The following is an 18,220-nucleotide window of genomic DNA, read 5'->3' as shown; positions in this document are numbered from 1 at the left end:
ATGCATCAGGGTTCAACCCTTAACCCATTTCCGAATCCCAGATCACCGTGACAGTGCCCGAGTACGTTCTCGCGACACCGGGCTTGAGCATTTCGCCGACTTGATCCTGCGTAATCTCGAAATGCAACGTTCCCGGTTTGCGATCGACATAAAAGCGTGGCTGGAACAACTCGGTACCCATACCGTCGCGCCGCAATGGCCGGCGACTGACCGGCTGATCGGCGGCATCCACCAAGCCACTGGGCAAGGTCAGGCTGACGTCGAGCGGCACGACATGACCGGAAACCGGGTCGCGTACCGAGCAGCGATTGCCATCTTCGCTGTACTGGCAATCCAGGCTCATCTTGAAGCGGCTCGACGAAGAGAGATTGAACGTCTGATCACGAAACAACCGCGTCGGCTTGCGCCCTTGCGTCAGCCAGGCTTGCCAGCCGCCCTGCGGGACCAGTTCGATGCGATTGCCACCGGGGGGAATCTCGACCTTGAGGGTGTGCCGAACATCCAGGGAGAAGTTGAGGGTCAGTTGGTTGTCATTGGGAATCATGACATCACCCATGTCGAAATCCTGACGAGGACCGACCATGTAGGTAATGGAGCCTGTGTATTTACCCGCGGCCATGTTCAGCGGATCGGGCGTGCGCAGTTCATAGGCGTACACAAAATACAGATACTTAAAGGACATCGGGATGTCGAACAGCGCCTTTTTGCTGCATACGCCCGCCCCCACCGGGACTCTCCAGAAACTGTTGTAGCCAACGGGTCCCGCAGTCGCGTTACCGACCCCCAGACACGGCGCAGGCGCATACACCCAGCCCCCTCCCTGCCACATCTGATCCCACCAACCGCCTCCCGTAATGTCGGTGATTGGACGGGGAATGGACGCTTCGTGACCAATACCCCCGATCCGTATGGAAAGCACTTTTGAATCGCCCGATTCATGTGTAACACGCACCTCTCTCCATTCAGAGGGTACCCGGGCCATGCCGCCCTGGCGCGGGTCCGCGTGATTGGCAAGAATCGGCGCATTGGCCGTGAACAATATAGGCGCGACAAGACTGAAAAGTTGATAGCGCGCACAGGTCTCTGGAACTTGACGACAGAACCCCTCAGAGGGCGTCTTGTTGACGAATTTATTGTTCTGCGGTTTGGCCGAATCCGGCACGAACTCCGCCGTGATCTCTGCCACCACCGCCTCTGCAGGCATCGAAAACACAGCGCACAACAGACTGGTCAATACAAACCCATTCCGAGCCCGGACTGATCGCTTCTTCAATAAACGCTTCATTTTGGCAGTACCGCATTGAAGACCATATTCACGCTGCCAAAATAGCTGCCCGGTTTATAAACCCCATCGACAGGCGGCATTGGCACGATCTCCAGCAACACCCGTTTACCCGGCGCAGCATCACTCATTGACACCACCTCGCGACTGTCCAGCTCATTGAGCACATGGCCGTTGAACAGCACGCGCAAACCAATGTCATGGGCATCCGTCCCGTTGGACAAATACGGCCTGCCCTCAAGGCGGGCTTCGATGGAGCCGGCTTCATTCTTCACGTCGAAATACTTGCGCAAGCTGCCCAGGGTCGAGGTCGTCAGGTTCCACGGCAATGGCTGTTCGCGGTGAATCCAGTCGGGGTCTGCGGGAATGACATAAAACGCCTGGCTCGGGATCGTTACGAACACTTCGAAGTGCTGCACTTCGCGGGCGGCATACGCTGAATGGCAGGCCATTACCGACATCATCAGGACGGTCAGTTTTCTGAACATAGTCATCAGCCTTTCACATCGAGTTTCTTGCGGCTTTCGCCTTCAACCAACGTGAAGCGGTACTCGCGGCCTGCCTGTTTCTCGAACTCGAAGTTGCGGCCGGCCAGAATGTGATGCTTGGTGGTCGGCTGGCAGTCCTGGTCGTTCTTGACCGCGCAATCCTTGAACTCGTCGATCACCACCACGGTGTTGCCGGTATTGCGGATCCGGTATCGGGTCGCCTCGTTCTCGATCACGCTGGCGTAACGCGGGTCCTTGGGACGAACGAAAAACACCGCGCCATAACCGGCCAGCACCGTGACCCCGGCGGACAGGGCTTTCTTGTATTCCTCACGTTCCTCGCCGGAGACCGCAAATTCGTCTTCTTTCTCGGGCACCACCGGCACGAAACGCACGCGGAAATAGCGCTCCTTGTCGCGCTCGCCCATGTACAGCAATCGCGTGCCTTGCATGCCACTGGCGGGCACGATCAGCCGCGCCGGGCTGGCCATCAAGCCATCCCGGGATTTGCCGTCGGCATTGGACTGGAGCGGCACTTCCCGGGATTTGCCATCGGCGTCGTAGAGGATTTCAAGGATGTTGACCTTGACGAAAGCGGTGCTGTCGCCGCCGTTGTAGACGCGTTTCAAAAAGGTACTTTTGTCGCCGTCCAGGTAGTCGTAAACGGTGCCGATATTGATGCTCGGCCCGGCGTGTGCCGTCTGGGTGAACAAACAAAAACCAATCAGTGCCAACCGACGTTTCATCGTCATTTACCTCATAAAAAAGTGCGTGGTGCCGGGCATCAACCTGCCGTCGGCGTCTCGAGCGTCAGGTCCGCCAACGTGTCGGGCGTGCAGCGCAGATCACCGATCATCAGCACGTTGTTTTCCGTGCGGCCATTGCTCGGGTCCAGACGGAACTGGCACAGCAACTGATTGCCGTAGCGCACTTCCAGGGTCGGTGAGCAGGCGTTCATTTCCATGGAGAAGAAGCCGTCCACTTCACTCACCCCGCGACTGGCGTGGTTGATGATGTGATGGCCCTTGAGCGGGTTGCCCTGGGGGTCGATCAGGCGGCCGAGGACGGTGAGGGTTCGCATCACGCGGATCTGGCGATAATCCACGCCGCCCTTGTTCAGGTGATAGCTGGAACGGGCCGGCTGGATGGTCGCGGCAGGCACATGGTTGCCTTCGAAATCGAAACTGACGGAGCTGCTTTTATAAGCCGTGATCGGCACGAAATTGCGTCCGGGCTTGAGCACCGCGCTGCCGCCGCTCAAATCGTCGGCGCGCAACGTGATGTCGTCGATGTCCGACTCGACATCGATGATCATGCCCGCGCCGTTGCGGTGGTATTGGCTGGTCACGATCATTTTTTGCCCACCGACCGCCACGGTGCTGTCGAGGTTGAGGCCGCCGGTGAGGTCGTTGTTGTAAGAGGAGCGCTGGATAAAACCGTCAGCGTTGGCCAGGTCCGATTGCATCGTCGCCAGCGCATTCAAACCGATGCCATAGGTGTCGGTGATGGCCGTGGCGGAAACGCTTTGCAGCAGGTGGTCCTGCAAGTCTTTGCGGTAAGTAATCGAGGCATTGTTGTCGCGCCCGCCGTCACGATCGGTACGGGTGCCGATGCTGCCGGACAGCTGTTCTCCCGGACCACCCAGCGCGACGCTCACGCTCAGATCAAGGCCACGGTTTCGATCATTCCCCGAGCTGAAACTGCCCGGTCTGTCGAACAGTGACAGGCGCCAATTGGCATCGCTGCCGAACAGTTGCGCGCGCTGGGTCCAGCCCAGGTCCACGCCGACGCCTTCGGTGTTGCCTTCACTGTGGGACACCCGGGCATTGACCGAACTTTTGCTGGTGAGTCGATGATTCACCGACAACGACGAGTTGCTGGTCTGGCCGATAAATACGTTGCGCTGCCGCACGCGCGTGCCGTCGGGCAGGGTGTCGTAGAGCCGCGTGGTGTCGAGCCAGCTGCGGTTATGGCTGGCGACGAGGCTGCCGCTGCCGTAGGAGTAAAGCCCCTGCACGTCAAAACCGGTGCCGTAGTCCTGAGTCTTGTAGACGTTGGCAAAGACGCTGGCGTTGTTGACGATGGCCCAGTCGACCGACGTGCCGTATTGCAGGGTGTCTTTCACTTGCCGACCCGACAGGCCGAGGATCACCCGTGGGTGCAGCAGGAAGTTGAACGCGGCGCCAGCGGTCATGTCGCCGTCGGCCTGCTCATCCCAGTTGCTGAGCATCTTCGATTCACGCCCGGCGAACAGGTTGTAGCGCCAGCGCTCGTCATGATTGCTCCAGTTGTTGGGTTTGTAGACCAGTTCCTGAGTGCTCGAAGTGATCTGGCCGTCTTCGATCAGCCGCACTTCGACTTCATAGATGCCGCCGGGCAATGGCCGCGTATCAAGGGTCTGCAAACCGGCCGGCATCGCCTGAGTGTTGATCAGCAAACCGTCGCGATAGATCTCCACCGAGCCCTGGCGATTGGCCGTGACGTAGATCGGGTAGACCGCCGGTTTCGGGTTGTTGATGGCCAGGCTGTCGGAGCTGCCGTACATGACACCCACTGCGGTGTCGGGGCTGGCGCCGAAGGAGCGTGGCTGGCGGGTCAGCCCTTCCGAGGTGGGCGTGAACAAGCCCAGGCGCAGGAAATTGCCTTCCAGTTCGCGCTGGGTGAAGAGCTCGTGCACCGCGTGATAAGTCTGGTTGTCCACACCGCCGAGGCGGGACAACTGCATGTTCACCGCCTGGGTCCAGTTGCCCAGGCTGCTGCTCGCTTCCAGACCGTAGCGACCGCCGAGGTCCTGGTTCTGACCGCCATTGAGGTTCAGCTGGTTGCGCACGATCAACCCGGTGCTGCCGCCTTCGGGCTGGTTGTAATAGCGCTGCACCTGATCATCGCGCTCGGCGTTTTCCGTGAGGATCGACACCAGCGAGTTTTCCAGGCTGTAGTGCACGGCCAGCAGCTGTTCGGGGCAATCGGCCTGGCAGGCGCCCAGCACCACGCCTTGTTTCAGGTAATTGGCCCAGATGTCACGCTCGCTGGGTTTGATCGTGCTGTCGCTGACATCGGCGAAGTCAACGAGGGTGATGCGATCATCGCGGGTCAACACGACCATCGCCTCACCGAGAAACTGTTGGTCAAGTTCCACGCGCACCGCCAGCGGCACATCAAAGAAGTGCTCTTCGAACTCGCTCGGTAGACCCTTTGCTTGCGCAAGCAAACTTCGGGGTGTGTGGCCGTTGTCCGCTGGCGCGGCCAGGGCAGTTGCACAAAAACATAGGGCAAGTGCCGTCGCGATGGGAGTCATCGGGAACATGAACGAAATACTCTGAAGATAAATTCGTTGAAACCCGATCGACAGGAACGCAACCCTATCGATCGGTGAACGTTGGCAAGTAAGACAGAACTTACTTACAGAACGCGCCTTGATTTAGATGCGCGGAATGGCATCAAAAATGACGACCGGGTTGGCGGTGTAGAGACCCACCTGGGCGTTGGTCGGCTTCGCGGCCTTGATGACCAGGTCGGCGCGCATGCCACCGTTGGACTCGACGTCACCTACCACTTCCTGGGATTCGGCCGTCAGCACCTTGCCATTGAAGGTGTACGTCAGAGGAATGTTCAAGGTTGGATTACCGTTGAACAGCGGGGTAGGACCGCCGACGACATAAGCGCCAACCGAGCCATTGGTGTGTTGAATATCATAGGTGCCACGGACCTCTGCCAGGTCGCCGACCCCAACGAGGTATTGCATTTTCTCGTCTTTACCGAAGTCCGGGTTCACAGGCTGGGCATGGAAGACCTTGCTTGGGATATCCGCAGTAATGTTGATGGAGGTGCGCGATTCTTCAGCAGCGAACGCCATCGAAGCGCTCAGGGCCAGGAGGGTCATCGGAACGGCGATTGCAAACTTCTTGAACATTATTGAGTACCTGTCTTTTTCAAAGGATTGGGCCGAGAAAAGTCTAAACAAGCGAACTTAACCCCTCGCACTGATGGCTATTTCGCTTAACTTTCGACACCAGAAGATGATCGTCCAATCTCTTGAAAAAGTAAGTACGTAACTTCCGAAGAACACGTAGTAACAATGGCGTTCGAACAATAGGAAAAAGTTAAAAAAAACGCCAACTTGATTGTTTTACCCTCAGAAAAATACTACACACAGATTTAACTGAAAAAGCACACAGATATAAACTAATAAAACTTCCGTAAGACAGGACCTACTTATCTCATGATAGTGGAATAGTTATCAATCGATAAACTTCCATGATTAGTTTAATTACTCTAAAAGAGCAATCACGCAGGACTCCTCGTCCCTGATGGCATCTGGCCCCAAGCGACCACGAGGCCGACCGTCGGTCCAGAACGCTTGCGCTCGTCTAAAGATATATCTTAAGTTGTATCTAAACACGACGAGAGAAGACGTAAAAATGAGAGACCATCATTCCCATCGAGACCACAGCGACAGCCGCGACGGCTTCGAGAAACGCCCGGGCCCCGGCCGTGAACGCGGTGGCCGTGGCCCCCGGGTGTTTGCCCCCGGCGACCTGAAACTGCTGCTGTTGGCGTTGATTGCCGAGCAGCCCTGCCACGGCTATGACCTGATCCGCCAGATCGAAAGCATGTTCGACGGTGCCTACTGCCCCAGCCCCGGTGTGATCTACCCGACCCTGACCTTTCTCGAAGAAAGCGAAATGATCCTGGGCGACGCCGAGGGCGGCAAAAAGCGCTACACCATCACCGACGCCGGACGGCTGTCGTTGACCGAACAGGCCATTGCGCTGGACGGCGTGCGAATGCGCATCGAGGTCAGCAAGCGCTCGTTGCGCGGCCATGATCGCCCGGCCGAGATCCACGAGGCGGTGCACAACTTGCGTCACGCCCTGCAAATGCATCACGGCCGCTGGAGCCCGGAAGAAATCCTGCGGGTTCGCGACCTGCTCAACAACACCGCCAAAGCCATCGTCGATGGCCCTGCCGTTCAACCCGTTCAGGAGAAAGCCGAATGACTGAAGTGATCGTGCAATCCATTCACCGTGTCATGCATGAAATCAAACGTCGCCGCCTGCAAGTGCTGCGGGTGGTTGACCTGACGCCGCGGATGCGCCGGATTACCTTGGGCGGCCCGGAGCTGGCCGGCTTTGTCAGCCTGGGCACGGACGACCACGTCAAACTGCTGTTCCCGCAAAATGCGGCCGAACACGCCGCACTGGAAACCCTGGTGCTCGGCGCCGGCAAAGACAACGGGCCGATGCCGGCAATGCGCGACTACACGCCGCGTCGCTATGACCTCGACACTCTGGAACTGGACATCGATTTCGTGCTGCACGGCGATGGCCCTGCCTCGACTTGGGCCGAGCAGGCCACGCCCGGCCAGTTCCTGCACATCGGCGGGCCGCGTGGCTCGATGATCGTGCCGGACATGTTCGACAGCTATTTGCTGATCGGCGACGAAACCGCCCTGCCCGCCATCGCCCGCCGGCTTGAAGGTCTGGCGGCCAATCGTCGTGCGCTGGTAATTGTGGAAGTGGAGAACGGCGCCGAGCAGCAACGTCTGGAAAGCGCCGCGCAGGTCAATGTGATCTGGGTCTTGCGTGACGGTGGTAAAGACAATTTGCTGACCACCGTGAAGCAACTGCACGTGCCGAGCGGCAATCTGTATGCGTGGGTGGCGACCGAGACCAAGGTGTCACGGCAGATCCGCCGGGTGTTGCTGGATGAGCACGGATTGAATGAGCAGTTCGTCAAAGCCGTGGGTTACTGGCGGGCGGATGACAGCGACGAGGAGTGATCGGCTTATGGGCCTCATCGCGAGCAAGCTCGCTCCCACAGGTGTCTCGGCTGTTCACAAGTCTTTTGTTCACAATCGATCCCATGTGGGAGCGAGCTTGCTTGCGATGACGATGGCTCAATCACAAAAAATGCTGACGCCTGGCACCACGCCCAAGCCACCGATCCAGCCCGATCAACACCAGCGCAACAACAACAAACCCAACCAATAATCCCCCCGCATTCAAAAACACCTGTGGATAACCCAACGTGGCGACATCAATGAACGGATAGGGATAAACCGCCAACTCATGCCCACGCAGCAGCGAATAGGCGAAGTACACCAGCGGATAAATCACCCACAACCCGATATGTCGCAGCCGTAAAGTGCCTTTGGGCACGCCCCACCACCAATACGCCAGAAACAGCAGCGGCATGACGTCGTGCATCAACTCATCGGCCAGCAACTGCCAGCCTTCGGGATGCCACAAGTGGCGCAACAACAGGCTGTACGCCAGGCCGACAACCACGATGCTCACGGCAATCGCGCTGCTGACCCACGGCTGCAAAAACCAGCGTCGCGCCGCCGACTCACGGGACGTCCATTCACAGGTCAGCACGGTCGCCACCAGCGTATTGGTCAGCACGGTGAAGTAGCTGAAAAAGCTCAGCAGCCCACCGATCAAGCTAGCTTCCAGCGTCCAGCGCGAGTACAGAATCAAGTACAGCTGAATCGCCAGTCCGGCCCAGCCCAACACGGCGGCCACCGCCACAAAACGACGCCTCGCGGCAGATCCTGGCGTCGACAGGGGGCCCATGTTCAGAGCGGGCGCTTGGTGCGCATCAGCTTCACGTACAGGCGTTCGACCTTCTCCCGCGCCCACGGGGTTTTGCGCAGGAAGGTCAGGCTCGACTTGATGCTCGGGTCACTCTTGAAACAGCGGATATCGATGCGCTCGGCCAGCCCCGACCATTCGTAATGTTCAACCAGGGCGTTGAGGATTTGCTCCAGCGTCACGCCGTGCAGCGGGTTGTTGTTCTGTTCGGTCATGCCGGGCCTTCGAGCGATGTCAGGATGGGAAGCCGCGCACCTTAGCCGAGGGTGTGGCCGGGTGGAAGCGCGATGTGCGCTCTCTGGTAAATGTAGGTGACGTTGAACGGAACGCTGCCCGGCACTGTTACCAAATACGAAATAATTCATGTCACTAAAAGCGCTTTCTCTATTTGTAACAGGACATTATCCTTGCGCCCGTCAAGCTGAAACGCTTCATCTGCCCGCGACATAGTGCCGCTTTCCGTTCATCCCCCAGAAAAAGATCAAGAATTCCTTCTCTATGCCTGATTTCCCAACTCCGCGAGACAGCGCTGTCTGCACCGCTATTGCCAGCCGAAAAGCCCTGAACCTGATCGGTGGATTCACCGCGTTGAGCCTGGCCACATGCACCCAGGCCGCTTCCGCCTTCGATAGCGAGTCGCCCTGGATGCTCGGCGACTGGAACGGCACGCGCACCGAACTTTCGGAAAAAGGCTACGACTTCAAAGTCGATTACACCGGCGAAATGGGCAGCAATCTGCACGGCGGCTACGACCACGACCGCACCGCGCGCTACAGCGACCAGTTTGGTTTCGGCACGCACCTGGATTTGCAAAAGATTCTGGGCTGGGACGACGCCGAATTTCAGCTGACCATCACCGAGCGCAACGGCAACAACATCAGCAACGACCGCATCAACGATCCGCGTGTGGGCGGTTTCACTTCGGCACAGGAAGTCTGGGGTCGTGGGCAAACCTGGCGCCTGACACAGATGTGGTATCAGCAGAAATTCTTCGACCAGAACCTCGACATCAAGGTCGGCCGCTTTGGCGAAGGCGAGGACTTCAACAGCTTCCCGTGCGACTTCCAGAACCTGGCGTTCTGCGGCTCGCAGGTCGGCAACTGGGTCGGTGGCATCTGGTACAACTGGCCGGTGAGCCAGTGGGCGATGCGCGTGAAATATCACCTGACGCCGGAGCTCTACGCACAGATCGGCGCGTATGAGCAGAACCCGTCGAACCTCGATCGCGACAATGGTTTCAAGCTCAGCGGCAGCGGCACCCAAGGCGCGATTTTGCCGGTGGAACTGGTGTGGTCGCCGAAGCTCAACGGCCTGCCCGGCGAATACCGCGCCGGTTATTACTACAGCAACGCGAAGGCCACGGATGCCTACAAGGACAGCAATGGTCAGCCGGCCGCCCTGAGCGGCGAGGCTTACCGCAGCGCGTCGAGCAAGCACGGCGTGTGGTTGGGTATTCAGCAACAAATAACCAGCCGCGCCAGCAACAATTCGCGCGGTCTGAGCGTGTTCGCCAACGGCACGATGCACGACAAGAAGACCAACGCCATCGACAACTATGTCCAGGCCGGCGTCGTCTACAAAGGCCTGTTCGATGCGCGCGCCAAGGACGACATCGGCTTTGCCCTCGCCCGGGTGCACGTCAACCCGGCCTATCGCAAGAACGCCGAAGCGACCAATCAGGCCCGCGCCATTTATGACTACGACGATCCTACGTTCCTGCCCCCCCAGGACACCGAATACAGCGCCGAACTCTATTACGGCGTGCACGTCACGAACTGGCTGACCGTGCGCCCGAACCTGCAATACATCCGCCACCCCGGTGGTGTGGACAAGGTCGATGACGCGCTGATTGGCGGGATAAAAATCCAGTCATCGTTCTAACAACACCACCAAACCCTGTGGGAGCCGGCTTGCTGGCTCCTACAAGGGATCGCGTCAGCGAACCTTTTTTATCTGAACCATGCCCGCACAGGATCGTCATCTACAGTGAACTTGCGCGGGACTACTTGAAACGTCACGGAGAACCACACTATGAGCACTGATGGTGCTTTGAGTCGAAGCCGTCTGTTGCCGACCCTGCTCGGCATTCTGCTTCTGCTAATGGGCCTGGCCATGCTGGCCGGCGGGATCAAGCTGAGTCTGCTCGGCGGCTCGCTGTATTACCTGCTGGCCGGTATCGGTCTGACGCTGACCGGCGTGCTGCTGATCCTGGCCCGCCGTGCTGCGCTGGGCCTTTACGCACTGGTGCTGTTCGCCAGTACCGTGTGGGCCTTGTGGGAAGTCGGCCTCGATTGGTGGCAACTGGTGCCGCGTCTGGCGATGCTGTTTGCGCTGGGCATCGTCATGTTGCTGCCGTGGTTCCGCCGTCCGTTGCTGATCACCGGCCCTGCGCCGATGGGCACTGGCGCACTGAGCGTGGCAGTGGTACTCGCGGGCGTTGCCGCACTGGCCAGCCAGTTCACCAACCCGGGTGAAATCAAAGGCGAACTGGACCGCGACAGCGTGCCCGGCATGACCAACACCGCCCCGGCCATGCCCGACGGTGACTGGAATTCCTACGGCCGCAGCGCTCATGGTGATCGTTACTCGCCACTGGCGCAGATCACCCCGCAGAACGTGAACAAGCTCGTTCCCGCCTGGACCTATCGCACTGGCGACCTGCCAGGGCCGAACGACCCGGGTGAAACCACGGCCGAAAACACCCCGCTGAAAGTCAACGGTATGCTCTACGTCTGCACGCCGCACAGCCAGGTGATCGCCCTCGACCCGGACACTGGCAAGGAAATCTGGCGTTTCGATCCGAAGCTCTCCACACAAAACGCGGCGAACTTCAAGGGTTGGGCGCACATGACTTGCCGTGGCGTGACCTATCACGATGACGCCGTCTACGCGTCCGAGCAAAGCCCGACCGGCACCGCCAGCCCTGCGCCGGTCAGCACCGTCTGCCCGCGCCGGATCTTCCTGCCGACTGCCGACACCCGCCTGATTGCCCTCGACGCCGACACCGGCAAGATGTGTGAAGACTTCGGCAACAAAGGCCAGGTCGACTTGACCGCCAATATCGGCGGCTTCAATGCCGGCGGTTACTACTCCACTTCACCTCCAGCGGTCACCAAGGATCTGGTGGTGATTGGCGGCCACGTCACCGATAACGTCTCCACCGACGAGCCTAGCGGCGTGATCCGCGCGTTCGACGTGCACACCGGCAAACTGGTGTGGAACTGGGACAGCGGCAACCCGGACGACACCACGCCGATTGCCGAAGGCAAGGTCTACACCCGCAACTCGCCGAACATGTGGTCCATGTTCGCCGTCGACGAAAAACTCGGCATGCTTTACCTGCCGATGGGCAACCAGACCCCGGACCAGTTCGGTGGCGATCGCACGCCTGAATCGGAACTGCACGCCGCCGGCCTGACCGCCCTCGACATCGCGACCGGCCAGGTGCGCTGGCACATGCAGTTCACCCACCATGACCTGTGGGACATGGACGTCGGTGGTCAGCCAACCCTGATGGACCTGAAAACCGCTGACGGCGTGAAGCCAGCGGTGCTCGCGTCCACCAAGCAAGGCAGCATCTACGTGCTGGACCGCAGCACCGGCAAGCCGATTGTGCCGATCAACGAAGTGCCGGTGCCCCAAGGCGCTGTCGCTGGTGATCACACCTCGCCGACCCAACCGAAGTCCGACCTCAACCTGATGCCGCCGCCGCTGCAAGAGCGCGACATGTGGGGCGTGACCCCGTTCGACCAACTGATCTGCCGGATCGACTTCAAATCCATGCGCTACGACGGCCCGTTCACGCCGCCATCGCTGCAGGGTTCGATTGTTTACCCCGGCAACTTCGGCGTGTTCGACTGGGGCGGCATCTCGGTTGACCCGGTGCGTCAGATCGCTTTCGTGAACCCGAGCTACATGGCGTTCAAATCGAAAATGATCCCGGCCGCCGAAATCGCCGCCCAAGGCCCGCGTAAAAGCGAAACCGAAGGCGTGCAGCCGAACAAAGGCGCGCCTTACGGCGTCGTCCTCGAAGCCCTGCTCTCGCCAATGGGCCTGCCGTGCCAGGCGCCGGCCTGGGGTTATGTGGCCGCGGTCGACCTGACCACCCAAAAAACCATCTGGAAACACAAAAACGGCACCGTGCGCGACAGCTCACCGGTTCCGATCCCGCTGAGCATGGGCGTGCCTAGCCTGGGCGGCACCTTCACCACCGCCGGTGGCGTTGGCTTCCTGAGCGGCACCCTCGACCAGTACCTGCGCGCCTACGACGTGAAAAACGGCAAGCAACTGTGGGAAGGCCGCCTGCCCGCCGGCGCGCAAACCACGCCGATGACTTACACCGGTAAAGACGGCAAGCAATATGTGCTCGTTGTTGCTGGCGGTCATGGGTCGCTGGGCACCAAGCAGGGTGACTATGTGATTGCGTACAAACTGTCGGAATAAGTTGTAGCGGCAGTTAAAGGAAAGGCGACTCCTGCGAGGGGGTCGCCTTTTTTGTGGGTGCCATTTTCGCCACACTGCAGATCCAATGTGGGAGCGGGCTTGCCCGCGATGGCGGTGTATCAGTCAGCACATGCGTTGAATGTTAAACAGCCATCGCGGGCAAGCCCGCTCCCACATTGGGTCGCGTCAGGCCTGAATTTATTTGCCAACGTCCTACAGCCGTTGCTGTTCTGGAGGAGGATTCTGACAAGTTCTAGCGGTTGTCGTGTCAGAAGCCGGGGGGATAGGCTTTTGCGGTCGCTGCAAATTCAGCGGCCGGGTTTGGTCGCCCAGGTTTAGAATGGCGCACTTTTCGTGCTTGCATTATGGCGAGCTGTGCGTGGGAGGGCTTCGGCCCTGCCGGGTTCCATTCCCTGGTCGACCAACCTGCGTACGGTTCGCCACCCAACTGCTTGGTCGCAGTCGTGGCGAACTCCCTGTCCCCGAATGGAGCTTCATCATGTTCAAAGAAACCCCGAATCCCCCGCAAACCGACGACGTTTCCCCCTACGAATCCCTCGATTCCAAAAAACTCAACGAAGCCGCCGAGCGCGCGCTGGATCACTACCTCAACCCCGCGGCCCTCAAATCCCCTGCAATGCGCAAACCCAGCACCATGTTTTTGATCGCACCGGACATCAAAGACGAAGACCTGCTGGCCCACACCTGCGAGTCATTGGCCCAGGCTAGTGTAATGGCGAGTGATTTCTCGGACTATCTGGAAGGCCCGCACCGGCACAAGGCGATGGCCATTCAGCAAATCGTCATGCTGGCCGAACTGGCGGTGAACCGGATGCTCGATAACGTCGCCATACCAAAACCTCCGCCGCACAGCTAATCCCCCTGTGGGAGCGAGCCTGCTCACGATTGCGGTCTGACATCTGGCATTGATGTTGGCAGACACTCCGCCATCGCGAGCAGGCTCACTCCCACAATAGAATTGGGTGCATCAGCAAGATATTGGTCGGCTGTCAGGCCGCCAAGTCAAAAGCACCTGTCCAAACCCTGAACACACACCCAGAAATATCCTGCCCCATTGAAACCACCCCCCACCTGCCCCATCTAAGACCCATACCCCATTGCGCAGGTGCCCCATGAGCGACCAGCAAGAATTCCCCGAAGACCCGAGCGAATACGCCGACCCGGAGAACGCCGAACACCACTCCACCGGCAAAGGCCTCGCCCTGCCCGGCCAGAACCTGCCGGACAAGGTCTACATCATCCCGATCCACAACCGCCCGTTCTTCCCGGCCCAAGTGCTGCCGGTCATCGTCAATGAAGAACCGTGGGCTGAGACCCTGGATCTGGTCAGCAAATCCGATCACCACTCCCTGGCCCTGTTCTACATGGACACGCCCCAGGAAGATCCGCGCCATTTCGACACCTCGGCCCTGCCGCTGTACGGCACCTTGGTCAAGGTGCACCACGCCAGTCGCGAAAACGGCAAACTGCAATTCGTCGCCCAAGGCCTGACCCGGGTGCGCATCAAAACCTGGCTCAAACACCATCGCCCGCCGTACCTGGTGGAAGTCGAGTACCCGCATCAGCCCACCGAGCCGACCGACGAGGTCAAGGCCTACGGCATGGCGCTGATCAATGCGATCAAGGAACTGCTGCCACTCAACCCGCTGTACAGCGAAGAGCTGAAGAACTACCTCAACCGCTTCAGCCCCAACGATCCGTCACCGCTGACCGACTTCGCCGCCGCTCTGACCTCGGCCACCGGCAGCGAACTGCAGGAAGTGCTCGACTGCGTGCCGATGCTCAAGCGCATGGAAAAAGTCCTGCCGATGCTGCGCAAGGAAGTCGAAGTCGCGCGCCTGCAAAAGGAAATTTCCGCTGAAGTTAACCGCAAGATCGGCGAACATCAGCGCGAGTTCTTCCTCAAGGAACAGCTCAAGGTCATACAGCAAGAGCTGGGGCTAACTAAAGACGACCGCAGCGCCGACCTCGAACAGTTCGAGCAACGGTTGACCGGCAAAGTGCTGTCGGCCCAAGCGCAAAAACGCATCGAAGAGGAAATGAACAAGCTGTCGATCCTCGAGACCGGCTCGCCGGAGTATGCGGTCACCCGCAACTATCTCGACTGGGCAACTTCGGTACCGTGGGGCGTTTACGGCGAGGACAAACTCGACCTCAAGCACGCACGCAAGGTGCTGGACAAACACCACGCTGGCCTCGACGACATCAAGGACCGCATCCTCGAATTCCTCGCGGTCGGTGCTTATAAAGGCGAGATCAGCGGCTCCATCGTCTTGCTGGTAGGCCCACCGGGCGTGGGCAAAACCAGCGTTGGCAAGTCCATCGCCGAATCCCTTGGCAGGCCGTTCTACCGCTTCAGCCTTGGCGGCATGCGCGACGAAGCCGAGATCAAGGGCCATCGCCGCACCTACATCGGCGCGCAGCCGGGCAAACTCGTGCAGGCGTTGAAAGACGTCGAAGTGATGAACCCGGTGATCATGCTCGACGAAATCGACAAGATGGGCCAGAGCTACCAGGGCGACCCGGCCTCGGCGCTGCTGGAAACGCTGGACCCGGAACAGAACGTCGAATTCCTTGACCATTACCTGGACCTGCGTCTGGACCTGTCGAAAGTGCTGTTCGTCTGCACCGCCAACACCCTGGATTCGATTCCCGGCCCATTGCTGGACCGGATGGAAGTGATTCGCCTGTCGGGTTACATCACCGAAGAAAAAATCGCCATCGCCAAGCGTCACCTCTGGCCCAAGCAGCTGGAAAAGGCTGGCGTGTCCAAAGGCAGCCTGAGCATCAGCGACAGCGCCTTGAAAGCCTTGATCGATGGTTACGCCCGCGAAGCCGGGGTGCGCCACTTGGAAAAAGAACTGGGCAAACTGGTGCGCAAAGCCGTGGTGAAATTGATCGACGAGCCAAAAGCGGTGATCAAAATCGGTCCGAAAGACCTCGAAGCCTCGCTCGGCCATCCAGTGTTCCGCAATGAGCAAGTGCTGTCCGGCACCGGCGTCATCACGGGCCTGGCCTGGACCAGCATGGGCGGTGCAACTCTGCCGATCGAAGCCACGCGCATCCACACGTTGAACCGTGGCTTCAAACTCACCGGGCAACTGGGCGACGTGATGAAAGAGTCGGCGGAAATCGCCTACAGCTACGTCAGCTCCAACCTGAAGTCGTTTGGCGGTGATCCGAAATTCTTCGACGAAGCCTTCGTCCACCTGCACGTCCCGGAAGGCGCCACCCCGAAAGACGGACCGAGCGCCGGCGTGACCATGGCCAGCGCCCTGCTCTCGCTCGCCCGCAACCAGGCGCCGAAAAAAGGCGTGGCCATGACAGGAGAGCTGACGCTGACCGGGCATGTACTGCCGATTGGCGGGGTGCGCGAGAAGGTGATCGCGGCGCGGCGGCAGAAGATTTTCGAGTTGATTCTGCCAGAGCCTAACCGTGGGAGCTTTGATGAACTGCCGGACTATCTGAAGGAAGGGATAACCGTGCACTTTGCCAAGCGTTTTGCGGATGTGGCGAAAATCCTGTTCTGACAGTCATGGAGTGCCTGCACCATCGCCTTCGCGGGCAAGCCTCGCTCCTACGGACCGCACACTCTGTAGGAGCAAGGCTTGCCCGCGAAGGCGTCGGCACTCACACCGCCGACTCCCCCGTCGTTGTCACACTTTGTCTCATCTTCAGTTATGCTCGCCGTTCGTCGTGAACGCCGGAGCCGCTGACCTTATGTCCCCCACTCGCCTGTTTGTCCCCCTCGCCCTTTCCCTGCTGGCCGCCTGCGCCACGCAACCGAAACAGAACGTGACCGTGGAAAAACAAGGCGAATGCCCGCTGCAGATGCGCAACGGACAGAACCTGATCCTGACCCTGCCGAGCAACCCGACCACGGGCTATCGCTGGTCGATCCAGGATTCGGCCGGTGGCGTGCTGCATGCGCTCAGCCCCGAGGTCTACAGCAACCCGGAAGACGCCGGGATCGTCGGCAGTGCGGGCATTTCGACCTGGCGCTTTCAGGCGTTTGCCACCGGTACAGGCCGGTTGCGTTTGACCTATTCACAGCCATGGGCACCAGAAGTGCCGGCAGTGAAAACCTTCGACTGCGCGATTGCGGTTAACTGATCGTGGGCTGGCTGATTCTGGCGCTGATGGGCGCAGTGACCTTTCTGTATGGATTGAGCGTGCATGCCGCGCTGCTGTGCCTGCTGGTCAAACCGTTGCCGGTATTGGCCCTGCTCGGTTGGTTGCACGACGCACCGCCCAGTGAGTATCGGCGCTGGATCAGCCTTGGATTGATTTTCTCCCTGCTCGGCGATGTGTTGCTGGCGTGGCCGGGGGATTTGTTTGTGTTTGGCCTTGGGGCTTTTTTGGTCGCCCACCTGGCGTATCTGAAAGCTTACTTTAGCGATTGCCGGCGGTTGGCGTTGTTGCCATTGGTGATTGCCCTGGGGGTTGGCGCGGTGCTGCTTGGGATTTTGATTTCCCACGGACTGGGCCCTCTGTTGATCCCGGTGATTGTCTACGGTTTGGCCATCAGCGCGATGCTTTGGCGGGCGCTGGCCCGGCTCGGGACCGACGTGCCCAAACGCTCGGCGCTGTTGGCGGCGGCCGGTGCGGTGGCGTTTGTATTTTCCGACAGCGTCATTGGCATCAATCGATTCGTGCTGCCGTTCGAAGCGGCGCCCTATGTGATCATCCTCAGTTACTGGCTGGGACAATGGGGTATCGCCGCCTCGGCATTTAATAAAAACAAACAGCAGCTTAACCAGATCTCATAACTATAAAATCGATAAGCCATCTCGAAACGTTATAAAAACCTGTCATACCTGACAGTAGTTCAGATTTTCAAGCCTACTTACTATTCCGGTGGCGTTATCCCACCACGAATGTAAACCAAGGAAGAAATCATGAATTTTTTCAAAAGCAAAAATTCCGTTAATGCAATGGACACCCTTATCTCCGTCAATTGCGAAATTAACGCCACCGTTTCAAACCGCGTGAAATTACAGACTCAAAACATCCAGTTCTATGAAGACAACAACAGTGATTTGATTGGCTATATTGGTCGCTCCTATGAAAGCGGCTTTGTCGATTCAAAAAAAGGGATGATGCTTGAGTTTTCCAGTGCCATTCAGTCCGGCACCTATTCACCCGCAAACTCTAACTTTCCATTTCACAGATTCCAGTATTTTGAATCTGGAGCAAACGACGACTTTACGACTGCATACGTCTACAAACCCGAAAGCGGCACTATTACCGTCGAAGTAGTCCAGAGCAACTCCGAGGCATTGCGCTACATCATCGACTTTGACTTCAAAGGCAAAGATCGCAGGACCGAAGAGTTGCACATCGTTGGCAAAGCCGAGCTCAACGTTTTCATGCGTACTTCATAATCTCGC

The 18,220-nt window shown here is 58.9% G+C and carries 16 protein-coding genes; 9 read left to right on the top strand and 7 right to left on the bottom strand.

Annotation, left to right across the window (positions count from 1 at the left end; genetic code table 11):
* Positions 1-19: 19 nt before the first annotated feature.
* From K0F88_RS05980 to K0F88_RS05960, 5 genes are all read right to left on the bottom strand, one after another.
* The gene (locus K0F88_RS05980; RefSeq protein WP_219094555.1) at positions 20-1,285 is read right to left on the bottom strand and encodes a hypothetical protein; all 1,266 of its coding nucleotides are present in this window, start codon (positions 1,283-1,285) and stop codon (positions 20-22) included.
* Positions 1,282-1,770 (bottom strand): CS1 type fimbrial major subunit, encoded by a 489-nt coding sequence (locus K0F88_RS05975; protein ID WP_094470844.1) that lies wholly within the window; start codon positions 1,768-1,770, stop codon positions 1,282-1,284. The genes K0F88_RS05980 and K0F88_RS05975 overlap by 4 nt, the downstream gene beginning before the upstream one ends.
* A 5-nt stretch (positions 1,771-1,775) precedes the next feature.
* Positions 1,776-2,516 (bottom strand): pilus assembly protein, encoded by a 741-nt coding sequence (locus tag K0F88_RS05970; protein ID WP_094470843.1) that lies wholly within the window; start codon positions 2,514-2,516, stop codon positions 1,776-1,778.
* 38 nt (positions 2,517-2,554) lie between these two features.
* Positions 2,555-5,077 carry a TcfC E-set like domain-containing protein gene (locus K0F88_RS05965; protein WP_219094554.1) on the bottom strand — a complete coding sequence of 841 codons (2,523 nt, stop codon included), beginning with the start codon at positions 5,075-5,077 and terminating at the stop codon, positions 2,555-2,557.
* A gap of 114 nt (positions 5,078-5,191) precedes the next feature.
* The gene (locus K0F88_RS05960; protein WP_094470841.1) at positions 5,192-5,683 is read right to left on the bottom strand and encodes a CS1 type fimbrial major subunit; all 492 of its coding nucleotides are present in this window, start codon (positions 5,681-5,683) and stop codon (positions 5,192-5,194) included.
* A 508-nt stretch (positions 5,684-6,191) separates the two neighbouring features.
* Between K0F88_RS05960 and K0F88_RS05955 the strand changes: the two genes are divergently transcribed.
* Together K0F88_RS05955 and K0F88_RS05950 are read left to right on the top strand one after the other, a co-directional pair.
* Positions 6,192-6,770: a PadR family transcriptional regulator gene (locus tag K0F88_RS05955; RefSeq protein ID WP_010457769.1), complete on the top strand. Its 579-nt coding sequence runs from the start codon at positions 6,192-6,194 to the stop codon at positions 6,768-6,770.
* Positions 6,767-7,552: a siderophore-interacting protein gene (locus tag K0F88_RS05950; RefSeq protein ID WP_219094553.1), complete on the top strand. Its 786-nt coding sequence runs from the start codon at positions 6,767-6,769 to the stop codon at positions 7,550-7,552. Before K0F88_RS05955 ends, K0F88_RS05950 begins: the two co-directional genes overlap by 4 nt.
* A gap of 121 nt (positions 7,553-7,673) precedes the next feature.
* On the opposite strand, the gene K0F88_RS05945 is transcribed toward K0F88_RS05950, so the two are convergent.
* Positions 7,674-8,348 (bottom strand): Pr6Pr family membrane protein, encoded by a 675-nt coding sequence (locus K0F88_RS05945; RefSeq protein ID WP_094470838.1) that lies wholly within the window; start codon positions 8,346-8,348, stop codon positions 7,674-7,676.
* Between the two features lie 2 nt (positions 8,349-8,350).
* Complete coding sequence (locus K0F88_RS05940; RefSeq protein ID WP_007903672.1) at positions 8,351-8,581, bottom strand: VF530 family DNA-binding protein; 231 nt, start codon at positions 8,579-8,581, stop codon at positions 8,351-8,353.
* A 283-nt stretch (positions 8,582-8,864) separates the two neighbouring features.
* On the opposite strand from K0F88_RS05940, the gene K0F88_RS05935 reads away from it, so the two are divergent.
* From K0F88_RS05935 to K0F88_RS05905, 7 genes are all read left to right on the top strand, one after another.
* Positions 8,865-10,247 (top strand): carbohydrate porin, encoded by a 1,383-nt coding sequence (locus K0F88_RS05935; protein ID WP_094470836.1) that lies wholly within the window; start codon positions 8,865-8,867, stop codon positions 10,245-10,247.
* Positions 10,248-10,397: 150 nt separating this feature from the next.
* Entirely contained in the window at positions 10,398-12,809 is a 2,412-nt protein-coding gene (locus K0F88_RS05930; protein WP_219094552.1) for a glucose/quinate/shikimate family membrane-bound PQQ-dependent dehydrogenase, read from the top strand.
* A gap of 499 nt (positions 12,810-13,308) precedes the next feature.
* Positions 13,309-13,686: a DUF6124 family protein gene (locus K0F88_RS05925; protein WP_219094551.1), complete on the top strand. Its 378-nt coding sequence runs from the start codon at positions 13,309-13,311 to the stop codon at positions 13,684-13,686.
* Between the two features lie 256 nt (positions 13,687-13,942).
* Positions 13,943-16,360 (top strand): endopeptidase La, encoded by a 2,418-nt coding sequence (lon, locus tag K0F88_RS05920; RefSeq protein ID WP_219094550.1) that lies wholly within the window; start codon positions 13,943-13,945, stop codon positions 16,358-16,360.
* Positions 16,361-16,550: 190 nt separating this feature from the next.
* Complete coding sequence (locus K0F88_RS05915) at positions 16,551-16,943, top strand: protease inhibitor I42 family protein (RefSeq protein ID WP_094470831.1); 393 nt, start codon at positions 16,551-16,553, stop codon at positions 16,941-16,943.
* Positions 16,944-16,945: 2 nt separating this feature from the next.
* The gene (locus K0F88_RS05910) at positions 16,946-17,599 is read left to right on the top strand and encodes a lysoplasmalogenase (protein WP_219094549.1); all 654 of its coding nucleotides are present in this window, start codon (positions 16,946-16,948) and stop codon (positions 17,597-17,599) included.
* 129 nt (positions 17,600-17,728) lie between these two features.
* The gene (locus K0F88_RS05905) at positions 17,729-18,214 is read left to right on the top strand and encodes a hypothetical protein (RefSeq protein WP_219094548.1); all 486 of its coding nucleotides are present in this window, start codon (positions 17,729-17,731) and stop codon (positions 18,212-18,214) included.
* The last annotated feature ends 6 nt before the right edge of the window (positions 18,215-18,220 follow it).

The organism is Pseudomonas sp. UMAB-40 (assembly GCF_900095275.1).
GTDB lineage: Bacteria > Pseudomonadota > Gammaproteobacteria > Pseudomonadales > Pseudomonadaceae > Aquipseudomonas > Aquipseudomonas mandelii_B.
The sequence above is the reverse complement of the archived record's forward strand: the minus strand, read 5'-3'. Positions and strand labels throughout refer to the sequence as shown.